Below are 17,711 nucleotides of genomic sequence, written 5' to 3'. Positions count from 1 at the left end.
GCCGGCAAGCCAGCTCCCAAAGGTATCCCACAGGTTTGGAGAACTGTGAGCATCCTGTGGGAGCTGGCTTGCCGGCGATAGGGCCGGTACAGGCAACCTGGAAGTCAGGCTTTTTCGCACAACCCCGCCAGCGCTTTCACCCACTCCGGGTGTTCATTCAGGCACGGCACCAGCACCAGCTCCCGCCCACCGGCCTCGACGAACTGCTCGCTGCCGCGCATGCCGATCTCCTCCAGCGTCTCGATGCAATCGGCAACGAACGCGGGGCACATCACCAACAAGCGCTTCACCCCAGCCTTGGCCAGTTCATCCAGCCGGGTTTCGGTGTAAGGCTCGATCCACTTGTCGCGCCCGAGCCGCGACTGGAACGATACCGACCACTTGCCGTCCGGTATGCCCAGCTTCTGCGCAAAAGCCTTGGCCGTGGCCAGACACTGCCCGCGATAACACACCGCACGCACCTCGGCACTGGCACCTTCGCAACAATCCGCCGCGCGCAGGTCATGCTTGCCGGCCGGGTAGAGCTTCTTCAGGTGCCGCTCCGGCAAACCATGGAAGCTCAGCAACAGGTGGTCGTAATCCTGCTCCAGATAAGGCCTGGCGCTAGCCGCCAGTGCCTCGATGTAGTCCGGGTGCTCGTAGAACGGCTGCAGCACGCGCAGTTGCAACGGCAACTGGCGTTCACTGACCGTCTGCCTGGCCAGCTCCACCACAGTGGTCACCGTGCTGTCGGCGAACTGTGGGTAAAGCGGTGCCAGGGTCACCTTGCGCACCCCCTGTGCGACCAGACGCTCCAGCACCTCGGGCAAGGCCGGCTGGCCATAGCGCATGGCAATCTCCACCGGGCCATGGGGCCAGTGCTCGACCATTGCCGCCTGCAGGCGACGGGTCAGCACCACAAGCGGCGAGCCCTCCTCCCACCAGATCGAGCCATAGGCGTGGGCCGATTGCTCAGGGCGCTTGATCAGGATCAGCGACACCAGCAGGCGCCGCACCGGCCAAGGCAGGTCGATCACGTACGGGTCCATGAGGAACTGGTTGAGGTAGCGGCGCACATCAGCCACCGAGGTGGAGGCCGGGGAACCCAGGTTGACCAGCAGCAGGGCGTGATCGGTCATGCAGCATCCTATGTCAGAGGCGGCTGGACAGGTTGTCCAGGGCCGATTGCAAATCGTTGAAGCGGAAGTTGAAGCCTGCCGCCAGCAAGCGTACCGGGCGGGCGCGCTGGCCGCCGAGCAGCAGGGTCGACAGTTCACCCAGCCCGGCCCTGAGCAGCAGTGCCGGCACTGGCAGCAACGCCGGCCGGTGCAAGGTGCGGCCCAGGCGCCTGGCAAACTCGCGGTTGCGCACCGGCTCCGGGGCGCAGGCATTATAAGGACCGCTGGCATCCTTGTGCTGCAAGAGAAAATCAATCAGGGCGACCTGGTCTTCTATATGGACCCAAGGCATCCACTGCCGCCCGTCGCCCAAAGGCCCGCCCAGCCCCAGTTTGAAGGGCAGCCGCAGGCGCGACAAAAAGCCGCCGTCACTGGCCAGCACCAAGCCGGTACGCACCAGCACCACGCGAATGCCCTGGGCCTGGGAACGCAGCGCCGTCTCTTCCCAGGCGATGCACAGCTGGCTGGCAAAATCTTCGCGCACCGGCGGTGAAGCCTCGGTCAGCTCGCGTTCGCCACCGTCTCCGTACCAGCCCACCGCAGAGCCGGAGATCAGCACTTCCGGGCGCTGTTCGCGGCTACCCAGCCAGGCCAGCAGCTGCTCGGTGAGGGTGACGCGGCTGGCCCACAGCAGGTTGCGCCGGGCCGCCGTCCAAGGCCGATCGGCAATCGGCGCGCCGGCCAGGTTGATCACTGCGTCCAGGTGATCATCCGCCTCCAGTTCCTCAAGGCGGGCAATGCCACGCACGCCGGCCCCACAGATTTTCGGCACCTGCTCGGGTCGCCGGCTCCATACCGTCAGGCGATGACCCTGGCCGAGCCAGTACTGGCACAGGTGCTTGCCGATCAACCCGGTGCCGCCTGTCAGCAATATATGCATGGCTGTGTCCTCGCAGAATGCGGCGGTGGTCTATTTTTAACATCAAGGCACTTTTTTGACCCGACGCTCTCGGATAAACATAGGCCAACCTGCCTGCAACACGGAATAACCTTATACAACATTTGAGCATTGTACAGGTTTGCCTGACAGCGTAGTCTGCTTACAGCAAGGTTTGAAGAGGCCATCATGACAGTACCTATTGCCATCATCGGGGCCGGTATCGCCGGTCTGTCAGCCGCCCAGGCCTTGCAGAAGGCCGGGCAATCCGTGCATTTGTTCGACAAAGGCCACGGCAGTGGCGGGCGCATGGCCAGCAAGCGCAGCGAAGCTGGCGCGCTGGACCTCGGCGCCCAGTATTTCACCGCCCGTGACCGGCGCTTTGTCGAGCAGGTACAGCAGTGGGTTGCCGCTGGTTGGGCCGAGCAATGGAAGCCACAGCTGTACAATTACCGCGATGGTGAACTCAGCCCCTCCCCCGACGAGCAGACGCGCTGGGTGGGGGTGCCGCGCATGAGTGCAATCACCCGCGGCCTTCTCAAGGACGTGACGGTCAACTTCGGTTGCCGCATCGCCGAAGTGTTCCGCGGCAAGCAGTACTGGCACCTGCAGGACACCGAAGGCTGCAGCCACGGCCCCTACAGCCGCGTGGTGATCGCCGTGCCGGCACCGCAGGCCACGCCGCTGCTGGCCTCTACCCCGAAGCTCGCTGCGGTTGCCGCCGGCGTGCAGATGGAACCCACCTGGGCCGTCGCCCTGGCCTTCCAGACCCCGCTGGACACCCCGATGCAAGGCTGCTTCGTGCAGGACAACCCGCTCGACTGGCTGGCGCGCAACCGCAGCAAGCCTGGGCGCGACGAGCACCTCGACACCTGGGTACTGCACGCCACCCCGGACTGGAGCCGGCAACACATCGACCTGCCCAAGGAAGAAGTGATCGAACAGCTGTGGGGAGAGTTCGCCGAACTGGTTGGCTGCGTGGTGCCGGCCCCTACGTTTGCCTTGGCCCACCGCTGGCTGTATGCCCGCCCGAGCAGCAACCATGAATGGGGTGCGCTGGCCGATGCTGACCAGGGCTTGTACGCGTGCGGCGACTGGTGCCTGTCCGGCCGTGTCGAAGGCGCCTGGCTCAGCGGCCAGGAAGCAGCGCGTCGGCTGCTCGAACACCTCGAGTGATGTAGGGTTATACAAAAAAACTGGTTTGCATAACTTCCGGGCTGTGCTGGAATGAACCTGTACAAATTTTTGGTCTCGTACAGGTTTCTTGGAGACAGCCCATGCACGACCCATCCGCCCACAGCAAGCCGCGCATCGCCATCAGCGCCTGCCTGACCGGGCACAGCGTGCGCTATAACGGCGGCCACAAGGCCTCCGACCTGTGCCGTATGCAACTCGAGGAACATTTCGACTGGTTACCAGTGTGCCCGGAGGTGGCCATCGGCCTGGGCGTACCGCGCGACCCGATCCGCCTGGTCGGCAACCCCGACCGGCCGGAAGTGGTAGGTACCCGCAACCCCGGCATGGACCTGACCGGCCCTCTGCGCAGCTACGGCGAGCAAATGGCAGTCGAACTCGACGATATCTGCGGCTACATCTTCATGCAGAAATCGCCTTCCTGTGGCCTGGAACGGGTCAAGGTGTACCAGGAAAATGGCCACCCGGCCTTGCACGGTGGGCGGGGCGTATACGCCCAGGCGTTCTGCGCACGGCGCCCGGACCTGCCGGTGGAAGAAGAAGGCCGCCTGCACGACCCTGTGCTGCGCGAGAACTTCATCAGCCGCGTGTACGCCTACGCCGACTGGCAGCGCCTGCTGGCCGAAGGCCTGAGCCGTGGCGCCCTGGTACGGTTCCATTCGCGCTACAAGTACCTGCTGATGGCTAACAACCCGCAGGCCTACCGCAGCCTCGGGCGCATGCTCGGCAGCATGAGCAAGGACGATGACCCGCAAAGCTTCGGCCCGCGCTATTTCAGCCAGTTGATGCAAGCTCTGCGTCGCTGTGCCAGCCGCGGCACTCATTGCAACGTGCTGCAGCATCTGAGCGGCTACTTCAAAGATACCCTCACACAGCAGGACAAAGCCGAGCTGCAAGCCATCATCGGCCAGTACCAGCAGGGCGTTGTGCCTCTGATAGTGCCGTTGACCCTGCTCAAGCACCATTTGCGCAAGCACCCCGATCCGTATCTGCAGCAGCAGGCCTACCTGCAGCCGCATCCCGAGCGCCTGGGCTTGCGCAATGCCGTCTGAAATCCTGTTGCCCATCGGCGAACTGGCTCGCCGCACCGGCGTCAATCCCGTCACCCTGCGCGCCTGGGAGCGCCGCTACGGCCTGCTCAAGCCCCAGCGTACCGCCAAGGGCCATCGCCTGTATCCGCTGGAGCAGGTCGAACGCGTCGAGGCGATCCTGGCCTGGCTGCAACGCGGCGCCTCCGTCGGCCAGGTACGCGAGCTGCTCGACAAGCCGGCCAGCTCGCCACCGAAAGGCGACTGGCAAGCCCGGCAGCTCCAGCTGATCGAAGCCATCGCAACGCTGTCGCAGCGCGCCCTCGACCAGCAGCTCAACCAGGCCATGGCCCTGTATCCGGCCGTCACGCTGTGCGAACAATTGCTGTTGCCACTGCTCGATCTCCTCGACCTGCGCTGGCGCAACTATTTCAATGCACGGCTGGAGCAGGTGTTTTTCCACAGCTGGCTGCGCAGCAAGCTGGGCGCCCGGGTCTACCACGACAACCAGTTGCTGCAAGGCCCTGCCATCTTGCTGGCCGAAGATAGCGAACACACCTTCAGCCCCGATTTGTGGTTGTGCGCCTGGCTGTTCACCAGCAACGGCCTGCCGGTCGAAGTGCTGGAGCACACCATCACCGGCGCGCATCTGCAACGCGCCGTCACCATGCTCAAGCCGCGAGCCGTGCTGCTGCACCTGGGGCCACGCATCGATGACAAGGCGCTGCAACGTACCCTGTCCAACCTGCTCGTGCCGACCTTGGTCGGCGGACCGACGCTGGCACTGCATGAAGCCCGCCTGCGTGCCCTCAGGCTACCCAACCTTGCCCTGTTCGATACCCCACAGGCGGCATTGCGTTTGCTGCAAGCCCACGGCCGCCAGCCTGGAGAGATGATCGCACCATGCACCTGACCTGGCTGCGCAGCGACCTGCGCATCGATGACAACACCGCGCTCAGCGCCGCCAGCGAACGCGGCCCGACCCTCGCCCTGTGGCTGGTGAGCCCCGGGCAATGGCTGGCCCACGACGACGCCGCCTGCAAAGTCGACTTCTGGCTGCGAAACCTGCGCGACCTACGCCAGTCGCTGGAGCGACTGAACATCCCCCTGCTGATCCGCAAGATCGACACCTGGGACCAGGCGCCACAGGCCGTACTCGACGTCTGTCGCCAACATCAGGTGCAAAGCGTGCACTGGAACGAAGAGTACGGCATCAACGAGCAACGTCGCGACGACGCCACCCGCACGCTGCTGGAAAAGTCGTCCATCCAGGCCCACAGCCACCTCGACCAGCTGTTGTTCCGCCCTGGCACCATCCTTACCCGCAGCGGCGACTATTTCCAGGTGTTCAGCCAGTTCAAGAAGAACTGCCTGGAGCACCTGCACCGCAGCCTCCCCGCCTTGGCTCACCGGGTGAAACGTCAGGCACCGTTGCAGGTCAGCAGCGACCCGATCCCTCAGCATGTGGACGGCTTCGAAAAACCTGCGCAAGCACTGCGCGACCACTGGCCGGCCGGCGAAGCCGAAGCGCAGGCGCGGCTGACCCGTTTTCTCGACGATACCATCGACGACTACCAACAGCTGCGTGACTTGCCTGCCAAGCCCGGCACCAGCCAGCTCTCGGCCTACCTCGCCGCAGGCGTGATCTCGCCGCGCCAGTGCCTGCACGGTGCCCTGGCCAGCAACCGCGGCGAGTTCGACAGCGGCAGCAGCGGTGTGCAAACCTGGATCAACGAACTGCTCTGGCGTGAATTCTACAAACATATCCTGACTGGTTATCCACAGGTCTCGCGTCACCGCGCCTTCCGCGCCCAGACCGAAGCGCTGCCCTGGCGCGACGCACCGGACGACCTCGAAGCCTGGGAACAGGGCCGAACCGGCTTCCCGATCATCGACGCCGCCATGCGCCAAATGCTGGATACAGGGTGGATGCACAACCGCCTGCGCATGATCGTGGCCATGTTCCTCAGCAAGAACCTGTTGATCGACTGGCGCAAGGGCGAGCGGCATTTCATGCGCCACCTGATAGACGGCGACCTGGCCGCCAACAACGGCGGCTGGCAGTGGAGCGCATCCACAGGCACCGACGCAGTGCCCTACTTCCGCATCTTCAACCCGGTTTCACAGTCGCAGCGTTTCGACCCGCAGGGGCGTTTCATTCGGCACTGGCTACCGGAATTGCAGGGGCTGGATGAAAAAGCCATTCATTTCCCCATGAAGTCGGCCGATCTTTTTGCTAGATATTCCTACCACAGTCCAATTGTCGATCTCGACAGAAGTCGTCAGCGCGCACTGGAGGCATTCAAGAACCTCCCGCGCCGGCAGTATCAGAGGGCAGCATCTTGAACAACGCACGCAGTATCTGGGTGACGGGAGCAGGCAATGGACTAGGCCTGGCGTTAGTGGAAGAGTTGCTCGAGCAAGGACATCGGGTAGCTGCAAGCGCCAAACATGGCGAGGCACTGGATGCCTTGGCTGAGCGCTATGGCAGCCAGCTGCTGCGCGTGCCGTGGCAGCTGCACGAAGAGCATCAGGCGGCCCAGGCCGGCCAGCAGATATGCCATGCCTGGTGCGCACTGGACGGCTTGATCATCAATGCGGGTACCAGCGATTACCTGGCGGACGATGTGGCGGACAGCGAGTTGTTCGAGGCTATCGTCACTGACAACCAATTGGCCGGCGAGCATTGCCTGGCCAGTGCGCTGCCTTTGCTGGCGAAGGGTGACTCGCCGCAGGTGATGGCGGTATTCAACCGTTATTCGGCGCTGCAATTGCATGCACCGACGCAGGTGCCTGCAGGCTGGAACAACATGCCGCAATGGATGCGCGAGCAACGCCAGGCGTTGAAGGCGCAAGGGGTTGAGCTGACCGTGGTGGGACCGCAGTCGTTGAAAACACCTGTAACATCGGCGCACGCGATACCGGAGGCATGGACGCCGCAGAGTGCGGCAGAAGAGCTGCTGCGGCAGTGGCCGCAGAGGGAGCCCGAGCTTGTACTGGAAGCTCTGGATCTCAATTGCCTTTGGCCTTTGTCACACAAGTAATTGATGTGGTGGCCGTACCGGCCTTATCGCCGGCAAGCCGGCTCCCGCCTCGACCGCATCGGCTTGAAGTCATGCGCATAACCTGTAGGAGCAGCCTTGTGCTGCGAAGAGGACAGTAGGGCAGCAGATGTTCTTCTGCAGTAATGGCTTCTTCGCAGCACAAGGCTGCTCCTACAAGGTGACGAGGTAGCCTGAGTAACGGAGCAAGACAGTTGCTCCCCCAGGTACCTCATAGATCTCAAGCTATGTAAGCCCCCTGTGGGAGCGGATTCACCCGCGAAGAGGCCGGCACAGGAGAGCTCAGAGCGCCATGCGATAATGCAGGGTATAGCTCTCCACCCCATCGTTGGGCTGCTTGATGCCTGCGTTGGAATAGTGAATCGCCCGCACGCCAATCTCGTGGCCACCGGCAAAGCGCAATCCAAAGCCGATACGGTCCTCGAACTGGAATGCCGAACCCAATTCGTTGTCTTCCAACTCGGTGCTGGAAAACGCCGCCACGCCAATCCCCGCCTCGATGTATGGTTTCACCGATTCTCCGGCAAACTCGTAGACGAACACCGGCGCGAACGAGAGGCTATGGTTGCTCGCAGTCTCGTCACCATCCCAATAGGTGTAGGCCCCATCCCAGTACCCTGTCAGGCGACCGACGCTGGTTTGCCACCAGCTCGCGTCCCAATTCGATTGCAGCCCCAACCGGTAGACCATGGTCGAGTCCCCGGTCTGCCCCACCGAAAACGAAACGTCGGCAGCCTGCGCCGCCAGTGAGTGCCCCAGGGTGAAGACGGCAACCGCCGCCAAGCCGAGCAGCTTCTTCATGAGCAACATCCTTCTTTGCTGTTTTTGGTATCCGCCTCATGTCAGGCAAAGCGATAGAAAACGGCAGTGGTACGATAGTTCAGCTTATTTTCACGTTTTTTTCACAATGAAAAGCTATGCACACTGTCCGACTTATGCCACAGCAAAGGTAGGATCTTTCTAAGAGATTGCGGATCGGCACTGGTCCAGAAGCGGGTCTCCCGGGCCGGCCCATCGGCCAGCAGGTCATCCGCGCCCAGCAGCCGCTGCAGTTGGCGCGCCACTGCGGCACCGGTGTCGATGATGGCAACATCGGCTGGCACCATTTCGGCCAGTAACGGGCGCAGGAAGGGATAATGGGTGCATCCAAGGATCAGCGTGTCGCAGCCAGCGGCCAGCAACGGCTGCACATAACCTTGCAGCAACTGGCGCAGCGCCGGGCTGGTAAGGTCGCCGGTCTCGATCAGCTCGACCAGCCCCGGGCAAGGTTGGGTGATGACCTGCACGTCATTGGCAAAGCGGTCGAGCAAGGCGGCGAACTTGGCGCTCTGCAGGGTACCGGTGGTGGCCAGCACACCGACCACGCCCGAGCGCGTGGCGGCGGCAGCGGGTTTTACTGCCGGCTCCATGCCCACCAGCGGCCAGGTCGGGTACAACTCGCGCAGGTCGGCCACCGCCGCCACTGTAGCGGTATTGCAGGCCAGTACCATGGCCTTTGCGCCCTGTTCATGGAAGAACGCAGCAATGCGTCGGAGACGCTCACGGATATAGTCTGGCGACTTTTCGCCGTAAGGTATGTGGCCGCAATCGGCCACGTAAAGCAGCGTCTCGTTGGGCAGCAGGCGCTGAATCTCGGCGAGTACCGACAAGCCGCCGACCCCGGAGTCCATCACGCCGACCGGCGCCGAACGCTCAGCCATCGCGCTTGCCACAGACCGCACAGGCCGGGTCGCGCTTGACCCGCAGTTCGCGGATACGAGTGCCCAAAGCATCGATCAGCAGCAGGCGGCCAACCAGCGGCTCGCCGAACCCGGCCAGCAGCTTCATCGCCTCCAGCGCCTGCAGGCTGCCCACCAGGCCCACCAGCGGGCCGATCACGCCGGCTTCGCTGCAGGTCAGTTCGGCTTCGCTGCCATGGCCGTACAGGCAGTGGTAGCAAGGGCTGTAATCACGCCGTGGGTCGAATACTGACAACTGCCCTTCCAGGCGGATCGCCGCACCGCTGACCAGCGGCTTGCCAGCCGCGACACAGGCGGCGTTGACCGCCTCGCGGGTACCAAAATTGTCAGAGCAGTCCAGCACCAGGTCGACCGCTGCCACAGCGGCCGCCAGCGAGTCCTCGTCCAGAGCCTGGCGATGGGCAACCAGGCTGATTTCCGGGTTGATCGCCTGCAAGCGCTGCAAGGCCGAATCGACCTTGCTCATGCCGACGCTGGAACTGTCGTGGATCACCTGGCGTTGCAGGTTGGTCAGGTCGACGGTGTCGAAGTCGGCCAGGTGCAGCTCACCCACCCCGGCAGCGGCCAGGTACAAGGCGACTGGCGAGCCAAGGCCACCGAGCCCGACGATCAGCGCCTTGCTCTGCTTGAGCCGCAACTGGCCATCGATGTCGATCTGGGCCAGCAATACCTGCCGGCTGTACCGCAGCAGTTCCTGATCACTCAGCATGGCATGCGCCCCAGGGTAATGCGTTCATGGCCGCCCAGGTCCGTGCGGCTGGCAACCTCGATGAAGCCTTGTTCAGCCAGCAAGGCACGCACCGCCGCTGCCTGATCGTAGCCGTGTTCCAGCAGTAACCAGCCGCCCGGCACCAGGTGCTCCGGGGCCTGGGCAGCGATTACCCGCAGGTCGTCCAGGCCATCGGCACCGGCCACCAGCGCGCTGCTGGGTTCGAAACGTACATCACCGGCGACCAAGTGCGGGTCTGCGGCGGCGATGTAGGGCGGATTGCTGACAATCAGGTCGAAGCGCTCGCCGGCCAGGCTGTCGAACCAGTGGCTGAGCCGTACCTGGGCGTTCGCCAGGCCCAGGCGCTGGCGGTTGCGTTCGGCCAGGGCGGCGGCCTCCTCCACCCGGTCCACTGCAGTTACCTGCCAGGCCGGGCGATCGCTGGCCAGGGCCAGGGCAATCGCGCCGGTGCCGGTGCCCAGGTCAAGGATCTTGGCCGGTGTGGCAGGTTGCAGTTCAAGCGCGGCTTCGACCAGCAGCTCGGTATCCGGCCGCGGGATCAGGGTATGCGGCGCCACCTCCAGGTCGATCTTCCAGAAGCCCTGCAGCCCGAGAATGTAGGCGACCGGCTCGCCGCCACGGCGGCGCTGCAGGTAGCCGGCATAGGTCTCGGCATCTTCGCTGCTGACGATTCGCTCGGGCCAGGTGTGCAGGTAACTGCGCGACTTGCCGATGGCCGCGGCCAACAGCAGCTCGGCATCCAGCCGTTCGGTGGGCGATTCTGGCAACTGCGCGTTGCGCAGCAGGCTGGCGATGATGGTCATCAGTCCCCCAGGGCGGCCAGTTGATCGGCCTGGTATTCGGCCAGCAGCGGTTCGATCACCGCCTCCACGCCGCCGGCGAGGATATCGTCCAGCGAGTACAGGGTCAGGTTGATGCGGTGGTCGGTCACCCGGCCCTGTGGATAATTGTACGTACGGATACGCTCGGAACGGTCACCCGAGCCGACCAGCAGCTTGCGCTCGGTGGCGATGGCGTTCTGCGCGGCGCTGGTCTGCATGTCGTTGAGCTTGGCCGACAGCCAGGACATGGCGCGGGCACGGTTCTTGTGCTGCGAGCGCTCTTCCTGGCACTCGACCACGATACCGGTGGGCAAGTGGGTGATACGGATCGCCGAATCGGTCTTGTTGACGTGCTGGCCGCCAGCACCGGATGCGCGGTAGGTGTCCACGCGCAGGTCGGCCGGGTTGATCTCGATGGCCGCCTGTTCGTCCGGCTCGGGCAGTACTGCCACGGTGCACGCGGAGGTGTGGATACGGCCCTGGGATTCGGTCTCGGGCACGCGCTGTACGCGGTGCGCGCCGGACTCGAACTTGAGCTTGCCGTACACGCTCTCACCTTCGACGCGGGCGATGATTTCCTTGTAGCCGCCGTGCTCGCCTTCGTTCTCGGATAGAATTTCCAGGCGCCAGCCACGCTTTTCGGCGTAGCGCGAATACATGCGAAACAGGTCGCCGGAGAAGATTGCCGCCTCGTCGCCACCGGTGCCGGCACGGATTTCGAGGAACACGTTGCGGCCGTCGTTGGGGTCCTTGGGCAACAGCATGCGTTGCAGTTGCGACTCCAGCGTCAGCAGTTGTTCCTTGGCTTCACGCACTTCTTCCACGGCCATTTCACGCAGGTCCGGGTCACTATCCTTGAGCAGCGCCTGGGCACCTTCGAGGTCGTCCTGGACTTTGCGCCACTCTTTATAAGCAGCGTAGACCGGCTCGACTTCGGCGTACTCACGGGAATAGGCGCGAAAGCGCGTCTGGTCGGAAATGACCTCGGCATCACCGAGCAGTGCGGTGAGTTCTTCGAAGCGGTCCTGGAGGATTTCCAGTTTGTTCAGCAGCGACGCTTTCATTGCGGGGATTTGTCCGTCGAGCCCTCGTTGAGGGCAAAGAGTTCCTGGGCCATGGCCAGCGCATCGAGGCGGCCCTCGGCCGAGAGCCTTTTCAATTGCACGCTGGGCGCGTGCAGGAGTTTGTTGGTCAGCCCCCGGGCCAGTTGGGCCAGTACCTCTTCGGGGTTGCCGCCGTTGGCCAGCAGCCGCTGGGCCTTTTGCAGTTCTTCGTCGCGCAGGCGCTCGCTTTGCTGGCGATAGGCCTTGAGCACATCCACCGCGGCCAGCTCGCGCAGGCGCAGCATGAAGTCTTCAGCCCCCACCGACACCAGCTCTTCGGCGGCCTGGGCCGCGCCCTGGCGACTTTTGAGGTTTTCTGCCACCACATCGTGCAGGTCATCGACAGTGTACAGGTAGACGTCGTCCAGTTCGCCGACTTCGGTTTCTATATCGCGCGGTACGGCAATGTCGACCATGAAAATCGGCTTGTGCCGACGCTGCTTCAGCGCACTCTCGACCGCCCCCTTGCCAAGGATCGGCAACTGGCTGGCGGTGGAGCTGATGACGATGTCGCTGTTGGCCAGTTCCTGAGGGATGTCGGCCAGCAGAACGGCGTGCGCACCGAACTGCTCGGCCAGGATGCTGGCCCGCTCCAGGGTACGGTTGGCCACGACGATGCGGCGCACGCCCTGCTCATGCAGGTGGCGCGCGACCAGGGTGATGGTTTCACCGGCACCGATCAGCAGGGCCTGGCTGCGGCCCAGGTCGCTGAAGATCTGCTTGGCCAGGCTGACTGCGGCAAACGCCACCGACACCGGGTTTTCACCGATGGCCGTGTCGGTGCGCACCTGCTTGGCGGCGCTGAAAGTGGCCTGGAACAGGCGCCCGAGCAATGGGCCGACGGTGCCGGCCTCACGCGCCACAGCGTAGGCGGACTTCATCTGGCCGAGGATCTGCGGCTCGCCGAGCACAAGCGAGTCCAGGCCGGAGGCCACCCGCATCATGTGCTTCACCGCCTCGTGCTCTTCGTGCACGTAGGCGCTGGCGCGCAGCTCGTCCAGGCTGAGGCGGTGGTAGTCGGCGAGCCATTGCAGCACGACATCGGCGGACAGGTGGTCCTGCTCGATGTAGAGCTCGCTACGGTTGCAGGTCGACAGAATCGCCGCTTCGCGGCTGGATGTCAGTCGGCAGAGCTGCTGCAGGGCGTCTACCAGCTGCTCTGGGGTAAACGCCACGCGCTCGCGTACGTCTACCGAGGCAGTCTTATGGTTGATACCAAGTGCAAGAAAGGCCATGCAAGGTCGCTGGTTGTGACGGGAAGCCGATAATTGTCCTCTTTCGCAGGTTTCAGGACAACCACCGTTCGCTATTGCGCTGATAGTCGTGCGGCTATCGCCGGCTCCAGGCCAGCATCAGCGGCAACTTCAGCTCACACTCCCGCTTTTGATCTGGCTTTTGATCTTGATCTTGATCTTCGCGCGCTTAGAAGCAAGAGCAAGAGCAAGAGCAATAATTCTGTGTTTTCGGCGCCGTGGCAGGCTCTGCGGCGAACCGCGCGGGCACAGCGCGGTCTGCATAAGCGAAGCGCAGCTTCATACCTTCGCAGGTGGGTTTGCCCACGCGCTTGTGTCATCATGCTCCGACCGCCGGTGAGTCCTCTTAAAGCCTTCTATGAACAAACCATACGCATTGCTGCTTGCCTTCGCCCTGCTCCAGGGCTGCCAGAGCCTGGCCCCGCAAAAGGCCGAGCCTCCCGTCGCCGAGGCCGGCAAGAGCGAGGCGGAAAAGCCCGTGGTGTATGGCTCGTTCAAGCAGGACACGCTCTATAGCCTGCTGGTGGCGGAGCTGGCCGGCCAGCGCAACCGCTTCGACATCGCCTTGGCCAACTACACCGACCAGGCTGCGAAAACCCAGGACCCGGGGGTTTCCGAACGCGCCTACCGCATTGCCGAATACCTCGGTGCCGACGAACCGGCACTGGACAATGCCCTGGTCTGGGCCCGCAACGACCCGCAGAACCTCGACGCCCAGCGCGCCGCCGCCATCCAGCTTGCCCGTGCCGGCCGCTATGACGACTCCATGACATACATGGAAAAGGTACTGCAGGGCCAGGGCGACACCCATTTCGATTTCCTCGCCCTGTCCGCCGCCGAAACCGACCAGAGCACCCGCGACGGCCTGCTCCAAAGCTTCGAACGCCTGCTGGTGAAGTACCCGGACAACAACCAGCTGGTGTTCGGCAAGGCCCTGCTGCTGAACCAGGACGGCAAGGCCGAAGAAGCCTTGGAACTGCTCGAGTCGCACCCGCCACAAAACGGCGAAGTCGCCCCGATCCTGCTGCGCGCGCGCCTGCTGCAAGCCCTGAACCGTGGCCCGGAGGCCCTTCCACTGCTGCGCGGGGCGATTCGCGACAACCCGGACGACAAGCGCCTGCGTCTGACCTACGCCCGCACCCTGGTCGAACAGGACCGCATCGCCGATGCCAAGGGCGAGTTCCTCAGCCTGGTCCAGCAATACCCCGAGGACGACGAACTGCGCTATTCGCTGGCCTTGGTGTGCCTCGAAAACAAGGACTGGGATGAAGCCGAGGGCTACCTGCAGGAGCTGATCGAACGCGACAGCAACGTCGACGCCGCACACCTGAACCTGGGCCGCATCCGCGAGGAGCGCCACGACCCCGCAGGCGCCCTGCGTGAATACGCCCTGGTCGGCCCGGGCCCCGACTACCTGCCGGCACAACTGCGCCAGGCCGACATCCTGATCGCCAACGGCCGTGGTACCGAAGCCTCACGCCTGCTCGCCGATGCCCGCGAAGCCCAGCCGGACTACGCCATCCAGCTATTCCTGATCGAATCGGAAAGCTACAGCAACAACAACAAGGACGCCCAGGCCAGCCAGGTGCTGCAGCAAGCCATACAGCGCTACCCGGACGACCTCAACTTGCTGTACACCCGCGCCATGCTGGCCGAAAAGCGTGATGACCTGCCGCAGATGGAAAAAGACCTGCGTGCCATCATCGCCCGCGAACCGGAAAACGCCATGGCCCTGAACGCGCTCGGCTACACCCTGGCCGACCGCACCACCCGTTACAGCGAAGCCAGGGCGCTGATCGAAAAGGCCCATCAGCTGACTCCGGACGACCCGGCGGTGCTCGACAGCATGGGCTGGGTCAATTATCGCCTGGGCAAGCTCGACGAGGCTGAAACCTACCTGCGCAAGGCCTTTGCCAGCTTCCCCGACCACGAAGTAGCCGCCCATCTGGGCGAAGTGCTATGGGCCAACGGCAAGCGCCGCGAAGCCCGCCAGGTCTGGGCCAAGGGCTTCGAAGCCCAGGCCGACAGCCCCATCCTGCGCAAGACCATCCTGCGCCTGACCGGATCCGAGACTCTCTAACGCCATGTTCCTGCGCCATTGCATTACCTTCACACTGATCGCCCTGCTGGCCGGCTGCGCCGGCTTCGGTAGCCGCGAGGCCCTGCAAGGCCACGGCGACCCGCAGCAGTGGCGCGCCCATAAAGAGCAGCTGAGCAGCCTCGATGGCTGGCAGATCAACGGCAAGGTCGGTATCCGCGCCCCGCGCGACTCCGGCAGCGGCACACTGTTCTGGCTGCAACGCCAGGACTACTACGACATTCGCCTGGCCGGCCCGTTGGGCCGTGGCGCCGCACGCCTGACCGGCCGCCCCGGCGGCGTGGTACTGGAAGTGGCCAACCAGGGCCGCTACGAGGCCCCCAGCCCCGAAGCACTGCTGGAAGAACAGCTGGGCTGGCAGTTGCCGGTCTCGCACCTGGTCTGGTGGGTACGCGGCCTGCCCGCCCCCGACAGCAAGAGCAAGCTGACCCTGGACGGCGATAGCCGCCTGGCCAGCCTCGACCAGGATGGCTGGCAGGTGCAGTACCTGAGCTACACCGAACAGAACGGCTACTGGCTGCCCGAGCGGCTGAAGCTGCACGGCAAGGACCTCGACGTGACCCTGGTGGTCAAGGACTGGCAGCCGCGCCAGCTGGGGCACTGATACATGCAAACCCTTACCCTGCCCGCCCCGGCCAAGCTCAACCTGTGGCTGCACATCATCGGCCGCCGCGCGGACGGCTATCACGAGCTGGAAACCGTGTTCCAGTTTCTCGATCACGGCGACGAACTGAGCTTTGCCGTGCGTGACGACGGTGTGATCCGCCTGCATACCGAGGTCGAGGCGGTGCCGCACGACAGCAACCTGATCGTGCGTGCCGCGCGCAAGCTGCAGGAACAATCCGGCACGACGATGGGCGCCGACATCTGGCTGAGCAAGGTGCTACCCATGGGCGGCGGCATCGGCGGTGGCAGCTCGGATGCCGCCACTACCCTGTTGGCCCTCGCCCACCTGTGGCAACTGGACTGGGACGAAGACCGCCTGGCCACACTGGGCCTGAGCCTGGGCGCCGACGTACCGGTATTCGTGCGCGGCCACGCGGCGTTCGCCCAGGGCGTGGGTGAACAACTGACCCCGGTCGACCCGGACGAGCCGTGGTATGTCGTGCTGGTGCCGCAAGTGTCTGTCAGCACAGTAGAAATTTTTTCACATCCACAGTTGACACGTGATTCACTCCCCCTTAAGATGCGCCCCGTTCCCGAGGGAAACAGTCGAAATGACTGCCAACCGGTGGTAGAGCAGAGTTACCCGGAAGTTCGCAATGCGTTGAATTCACTGGGTAAATTCACTGAGGCTCGACTGACCGGTACTGGAAGTTGTGTGTTTGGGGCCTTCCCAAGCAAAGCCGAAGCTGATAAAGTTCTGGCCCTTCTTTCAGCGACCCAAACAGGGTTTGTGGCGAAAGGAAGCAACGTTTCGATGTTGCATCGCAAGCTGCAAAGTCTGGTCAAGAAGTCGAGCGCATAAGCGTTCGCAGCAACAGATACAGGGGCGTCGCCAAGCGGTAAGGCAGCAGGTTTTGATCCTGCCATGCGTTGGTTCGAATCCAGCCGCCCCTGCCATTTTCCTTATACTCATCCAGGTTACCCTCAGCCTTCAGGTACTGCGCGTGTCCAAGATGATGGTCTTTACGGGGAATGCCAACCCCGATCTGGCTCGGCGTGTCGTACGTCAGCTGCATATCCCTCTCGGTGACGTCTCTGTCGGTAAATTCTCCGACGGCGAGATCAGCACTGAGATCAATGAGAATGTCCGCGGTAAAGACGTCTTCATTATTCAGCCGACCTGCGCCCCGACCAACGATAACCTGATGGAACTGGTAGTGATGGCCGACGCCTTCCGCCGCTCCTCAGCATCCCGAATCACCGCCGTGATTCCTTACTTCGGATACGCCCGCCAGGACCGCCGTCCGCGTTCGGCACGTGTAGCCATCAGCGCCAAAGTCGTCGCTGACATGCTCACTGTCGTAGGTATCGACCGTGTACTCACCGTCGACCTGCACGCTGACCAGATCCAGGGTTTCTTCGATATCCCGGTCGACAACATCTACGGCTCGCCCGTACTGGTCGACGATATCGAGGACCAGCGTTTCGAGAACCTGATGATCGTCTCCCCGGACATCGGTGGTGTCGTGCGCGCACGTGCCGTCGCCAAGTCCCTGGGCGTCGACCTGGGTATCATCGACAAGCGCCGCGAGAAGGCTAACCACTCCGAGGTCATGCATATCATCGGCGACGTCGAAGGGCGCACCTGCATCCTGGTAGACGACATGGTCGACACCGCCGGCACCCTGTGCCACGCGGCCAAAGCCCTGAAAGAACACGGCGCTGCAAAGGTTTACGCCTACTGCACGCACCCTGTCCTGTCGGGCCGCGCGATCGAGAACATCGAGAAGTCGGTTCTGGACGAGCTGGTGGTGACCAACACCGTTCCGCTGTCCGCCGCTGCTCAAGCCTGTGACCGTATCCGCCAGCTGGATATCGCACCGGTTGTCGCTGAAGCGGTCCGCCGCATCAGCAACGAAGAATCGATCAGCGCGATGTTCCGCTAAGCGGAACACACGCTGACGAAAAGCGCCCCGCCCCAACACTGGTTGTTGGGGCGGGGCTTTTTTGCCATCCCCGTTGGCGCTGGTCGCAAACGCCCTC

17 protein-coding genes and 1 tRNA gene are annotated in these 17,711 nt (G+C 63.5%); 10 read left to right on the top strand and 8 right to left on the bottom strand.

The window, feature by feature from the left end; all coding sequences use genetic code 11:
* Positions 1–104: 104 nt before the first annotated feature.
* Positions 105–1,118 carry a ferrochelatase gene (gene hemH / locus ACK1U9_RS18805; RefSeq protein ID WP_046616022.1) on the bottom strand — a complete coding sequence of 338 codons (1,014 nt, stop codon included), beginning with the start codon at positions 1,116–1,118 and terminating at the stop codon, positions 105–107.
* Positions 1,119–1,131: 13 nt separating this feature from the next.
* Complete coding sequence (locus ACK1U9_RS18800) at positions 1,132–2,037, bottom strand: TIGR01777 family oxidoreductase (protein ID WP_085601917.1); 906 nt, start codon at positions 2,035–2,037, stop codon at positions 1,132–1,134.
* 186 nt (positions 2,038–2,223) lie between these two features.
* Here ACK1U9_RS18800 and ACK1U9_RS18795 point away from each other — a divergent pair, with 186 nt between their 5' ends.
* From ACK1U9_RS18795 to ACK1U9_RS18775, 5 genes are all read left to right on the top strand, one after another.
* A complete protein-coding gene (locus ACK1U9_RS18795) occupies positions 2,224–3,210 on the top strand; it encodes an NAD(P)/FAD-dependent oxidoreductase (protein WP_046616020.1) in 987 nt (328 codons plus the stop codon).
* Positions 3,211–3,311: 101 nt separating this feature from the next.
* On the top strand, positions 3,312–4,280 hold the full coding sequence (locus ACK1U9_RS18790) for a YbgA family protein (protein WP_085601916.1): 969 nt from the start codon (positions 3,312–3,314) through the stop codon (positions 4,278–4,280).
* Positions 4,270–5,169 carry a MerR family transcriptional regulator gene (locus ACK1U9_RS18785; protein ID WP_046616018.1) on the top strand — a complete coding sequence of 300 codons (900 nt, stop codon included), beginning with the start codon at positions 4,270–4,272 and terminating at the stop codon, positions 5,167–5,169. The genes ACK1U9_RS18790 and ACK1U9_RS18785 overlap by 11 nt, the downstream gene beginning before the upstream one ends.
* Positions 5,160–6,602 (top strand): deoxyribodipyrimidine photo-lyase, encoded by a 1,443-nt coding sequence (gene phrB, locus ACK1U9_RS18780; RefSeq protein WP_153670669.1) that lies wholly within the window; start codon positions 5,160–5,162, stop codon positions 6,600–6,602. The genes ACK1U9_RS18785 and phrB overlap by 10 nt, the downstream gene beginning before the upstream one ends.
* On the top strand, positions 6,599–7,300 hold the full coding sequence (locus ACK1U9_RS18775) for an SDR family oxidoreductase (protein ID WP_108480142.1): 702 nt from the start codon (positions 6,599–6,601) through the stop codon (positions 7,298–7,300). The genes phrB and ACK1U9_RS18775 overlap by 4 nt, the downstream gene beginning before the upstream one ends.
* A gap of 300 nt (positions 7,301–7,600) precedes the next feature.
* On the opposite strand, the gene ACK1U9_RS18770 is transcribed toward ACK1U9_RS18775, so the two are convergent.
* The 6 genes from ACK1U9_RS18770 to hemA all read right to left on the bottom strand — a co-directional run bounded on the left by ACK1U9_RS18770 (position 7,601) and on the right by hemA (position 12,946).
* Positions 7,601–8,119: an acyloxyacyl hydrolase gene (locus ACK1U9_RS18770; RefSeq protein ID WP_046616015.1), complete on the bottom strand. Its 519-nt coding sequence runs from the start codon at positions 8,117–8,119 to the stop codon at positions 7,601–7,603.
* A gap of 101 nt (positions 8,120–8,220) precedes the next feature.
* Complete coding sequence (murI, locus tag ACK1U9_RS18765; protein WP_046616014.1) at positions 8,221–9,018, bottom strand: glutamate racemase; 798 nt, start codon at positions 9,016–9,018, stop codon at positions 8,221–8,223.
* Positions 9,011–9,766, bottom strand: coding sequence for a molybdopterin-synthase adenylyltransferase MoeB (locus ACK1U9_RS18760; protein WP_085601913.1), 756 nt, complete (start codon positions 9,764–9,766; stop codon positions 9,011–9,013). The genes murI and ACK1U9_RS18760 overlap by 8 nt, the downstream gene beginning before the upstream one ends.
* Positions 9,760–10,590 (bottom strand): peptide chain release factor N(5)-glutamine methyltransferase, encoded by an 831-nt coding sequence (prmC, locus tag ACK1U9_RS18755; RefSeq protein ID WP_108480143.1) that lies wholly within the window; start codon positions 10,588–10,590, stop codon positions 9,760–9,762. Before prmC ends, ACK1U9_RS18760 begins: the two co-directional genes overlap by 7 nt.
* Positions 10,590–11,672, bottom strand: a complete 1,083-nt coding sequence (gene prfA / locus ACK1U9_RS18750) for a peptide chain release factor 1 (protein WP_013970909.1) — start codon at positions 11,670–11,672, stop codon at positions 10,590–10,592. The genes prmC and prfA overlap by 1 nt, the downstream gene beginning before the upstream one ends.
* The gene (gene hemA / locus ACK1U9_RS18745; RefSeq protein WP_085587332.1) at positions 11,669–12,946 is read right to left on the bottom strand and encodes a glutamyl-tRNA reductase; all 1,278 of its coding nucleotides are present in this window, start codon (positions 12,944–12,946) and stop codon (positions 11,669–11,671) included. The genes prfA and hemA overlap by 4 nt, the downstream gene beginning before the upstream one ends.
* 376 nt (positions 12,947–13,322) lie before the next feature.
* Between hemA and ACK1U9_RS18740 the strand changes: the two genes are divergently transcribed.
* The 5 genes from ACK1U9_RS18740 to ACK1U9_RS18720 all read left to right on the top strand — a co-directional run bounded on the left by ACK1U9_RS18740 (position 13,323) and on the right by ACK1U9_RS18720 (position 17,614).
* Positions 13,323–15,044: a tetratricopeptide repeat protein gene (locus tag ACK1U9_RS18740; RefSeq protein WP_108480144.1), complete on the top strand. Its 1,722-nt coding sequence runs from the start codon at positions 13,323–13,325 to the stop codon at positions 15,042–15,044.
* Positions 15,045–15,048: 4 nt separating this feature from the next.
* Positions 15,049–15,666, top strand: a complete 618-nt coding sequence (gene lolB, locus ACK1U9_RS18735; protein ID WP_046616010.1) for a lipoprotein insertase outer membrane protein LolB — start codon at positions 15,049–15,051, stop codon at positions 15,664–15,666.
* Positions 15,667–15,669: 3 nt separating this feature from the next.
* Positions 15,670–16,530, top strand: coding sequence for a 4-(cytidine 5'-diphospho)-2-C-methyl-D-erythritol kinase (ispE, locus tag ACK1U9_RS18730; RefSeq protein WP_085601909.1), 861 nt, complete (start codon positions 15,670–15,672; stop codon positions 16,528–16,530).
* A gap of 20 nt (positions 16,531–16,550) precedes the next feature.
* Positions 16,551–16,625 (top strand) — tRNA-Gln (locus ACK1U9_RS18725).
* 47 nt (positions 16,626–16,672) lie between these two features.
* Positions 16,673–17,614, top strand: a complete 942-nt coding sequence (locus ACK1U9_RS18720; RefSeq protein WP_003247410.1) for a ribose-phosphate pyrophosphokinase — start codon at positions 16,673–16,675, stop codon at positions 17,612–17,614.
* The last annotated feature ends 97 nt before the right edge of the window (positions 17,615–17,711 follow it).

It is taken from the genome of Pseudomonas sp. XP1, from assembly GCF_053557675.1.
This window is presented reverse-complemented; position numbering and strand designations above follow the sequence as displayed.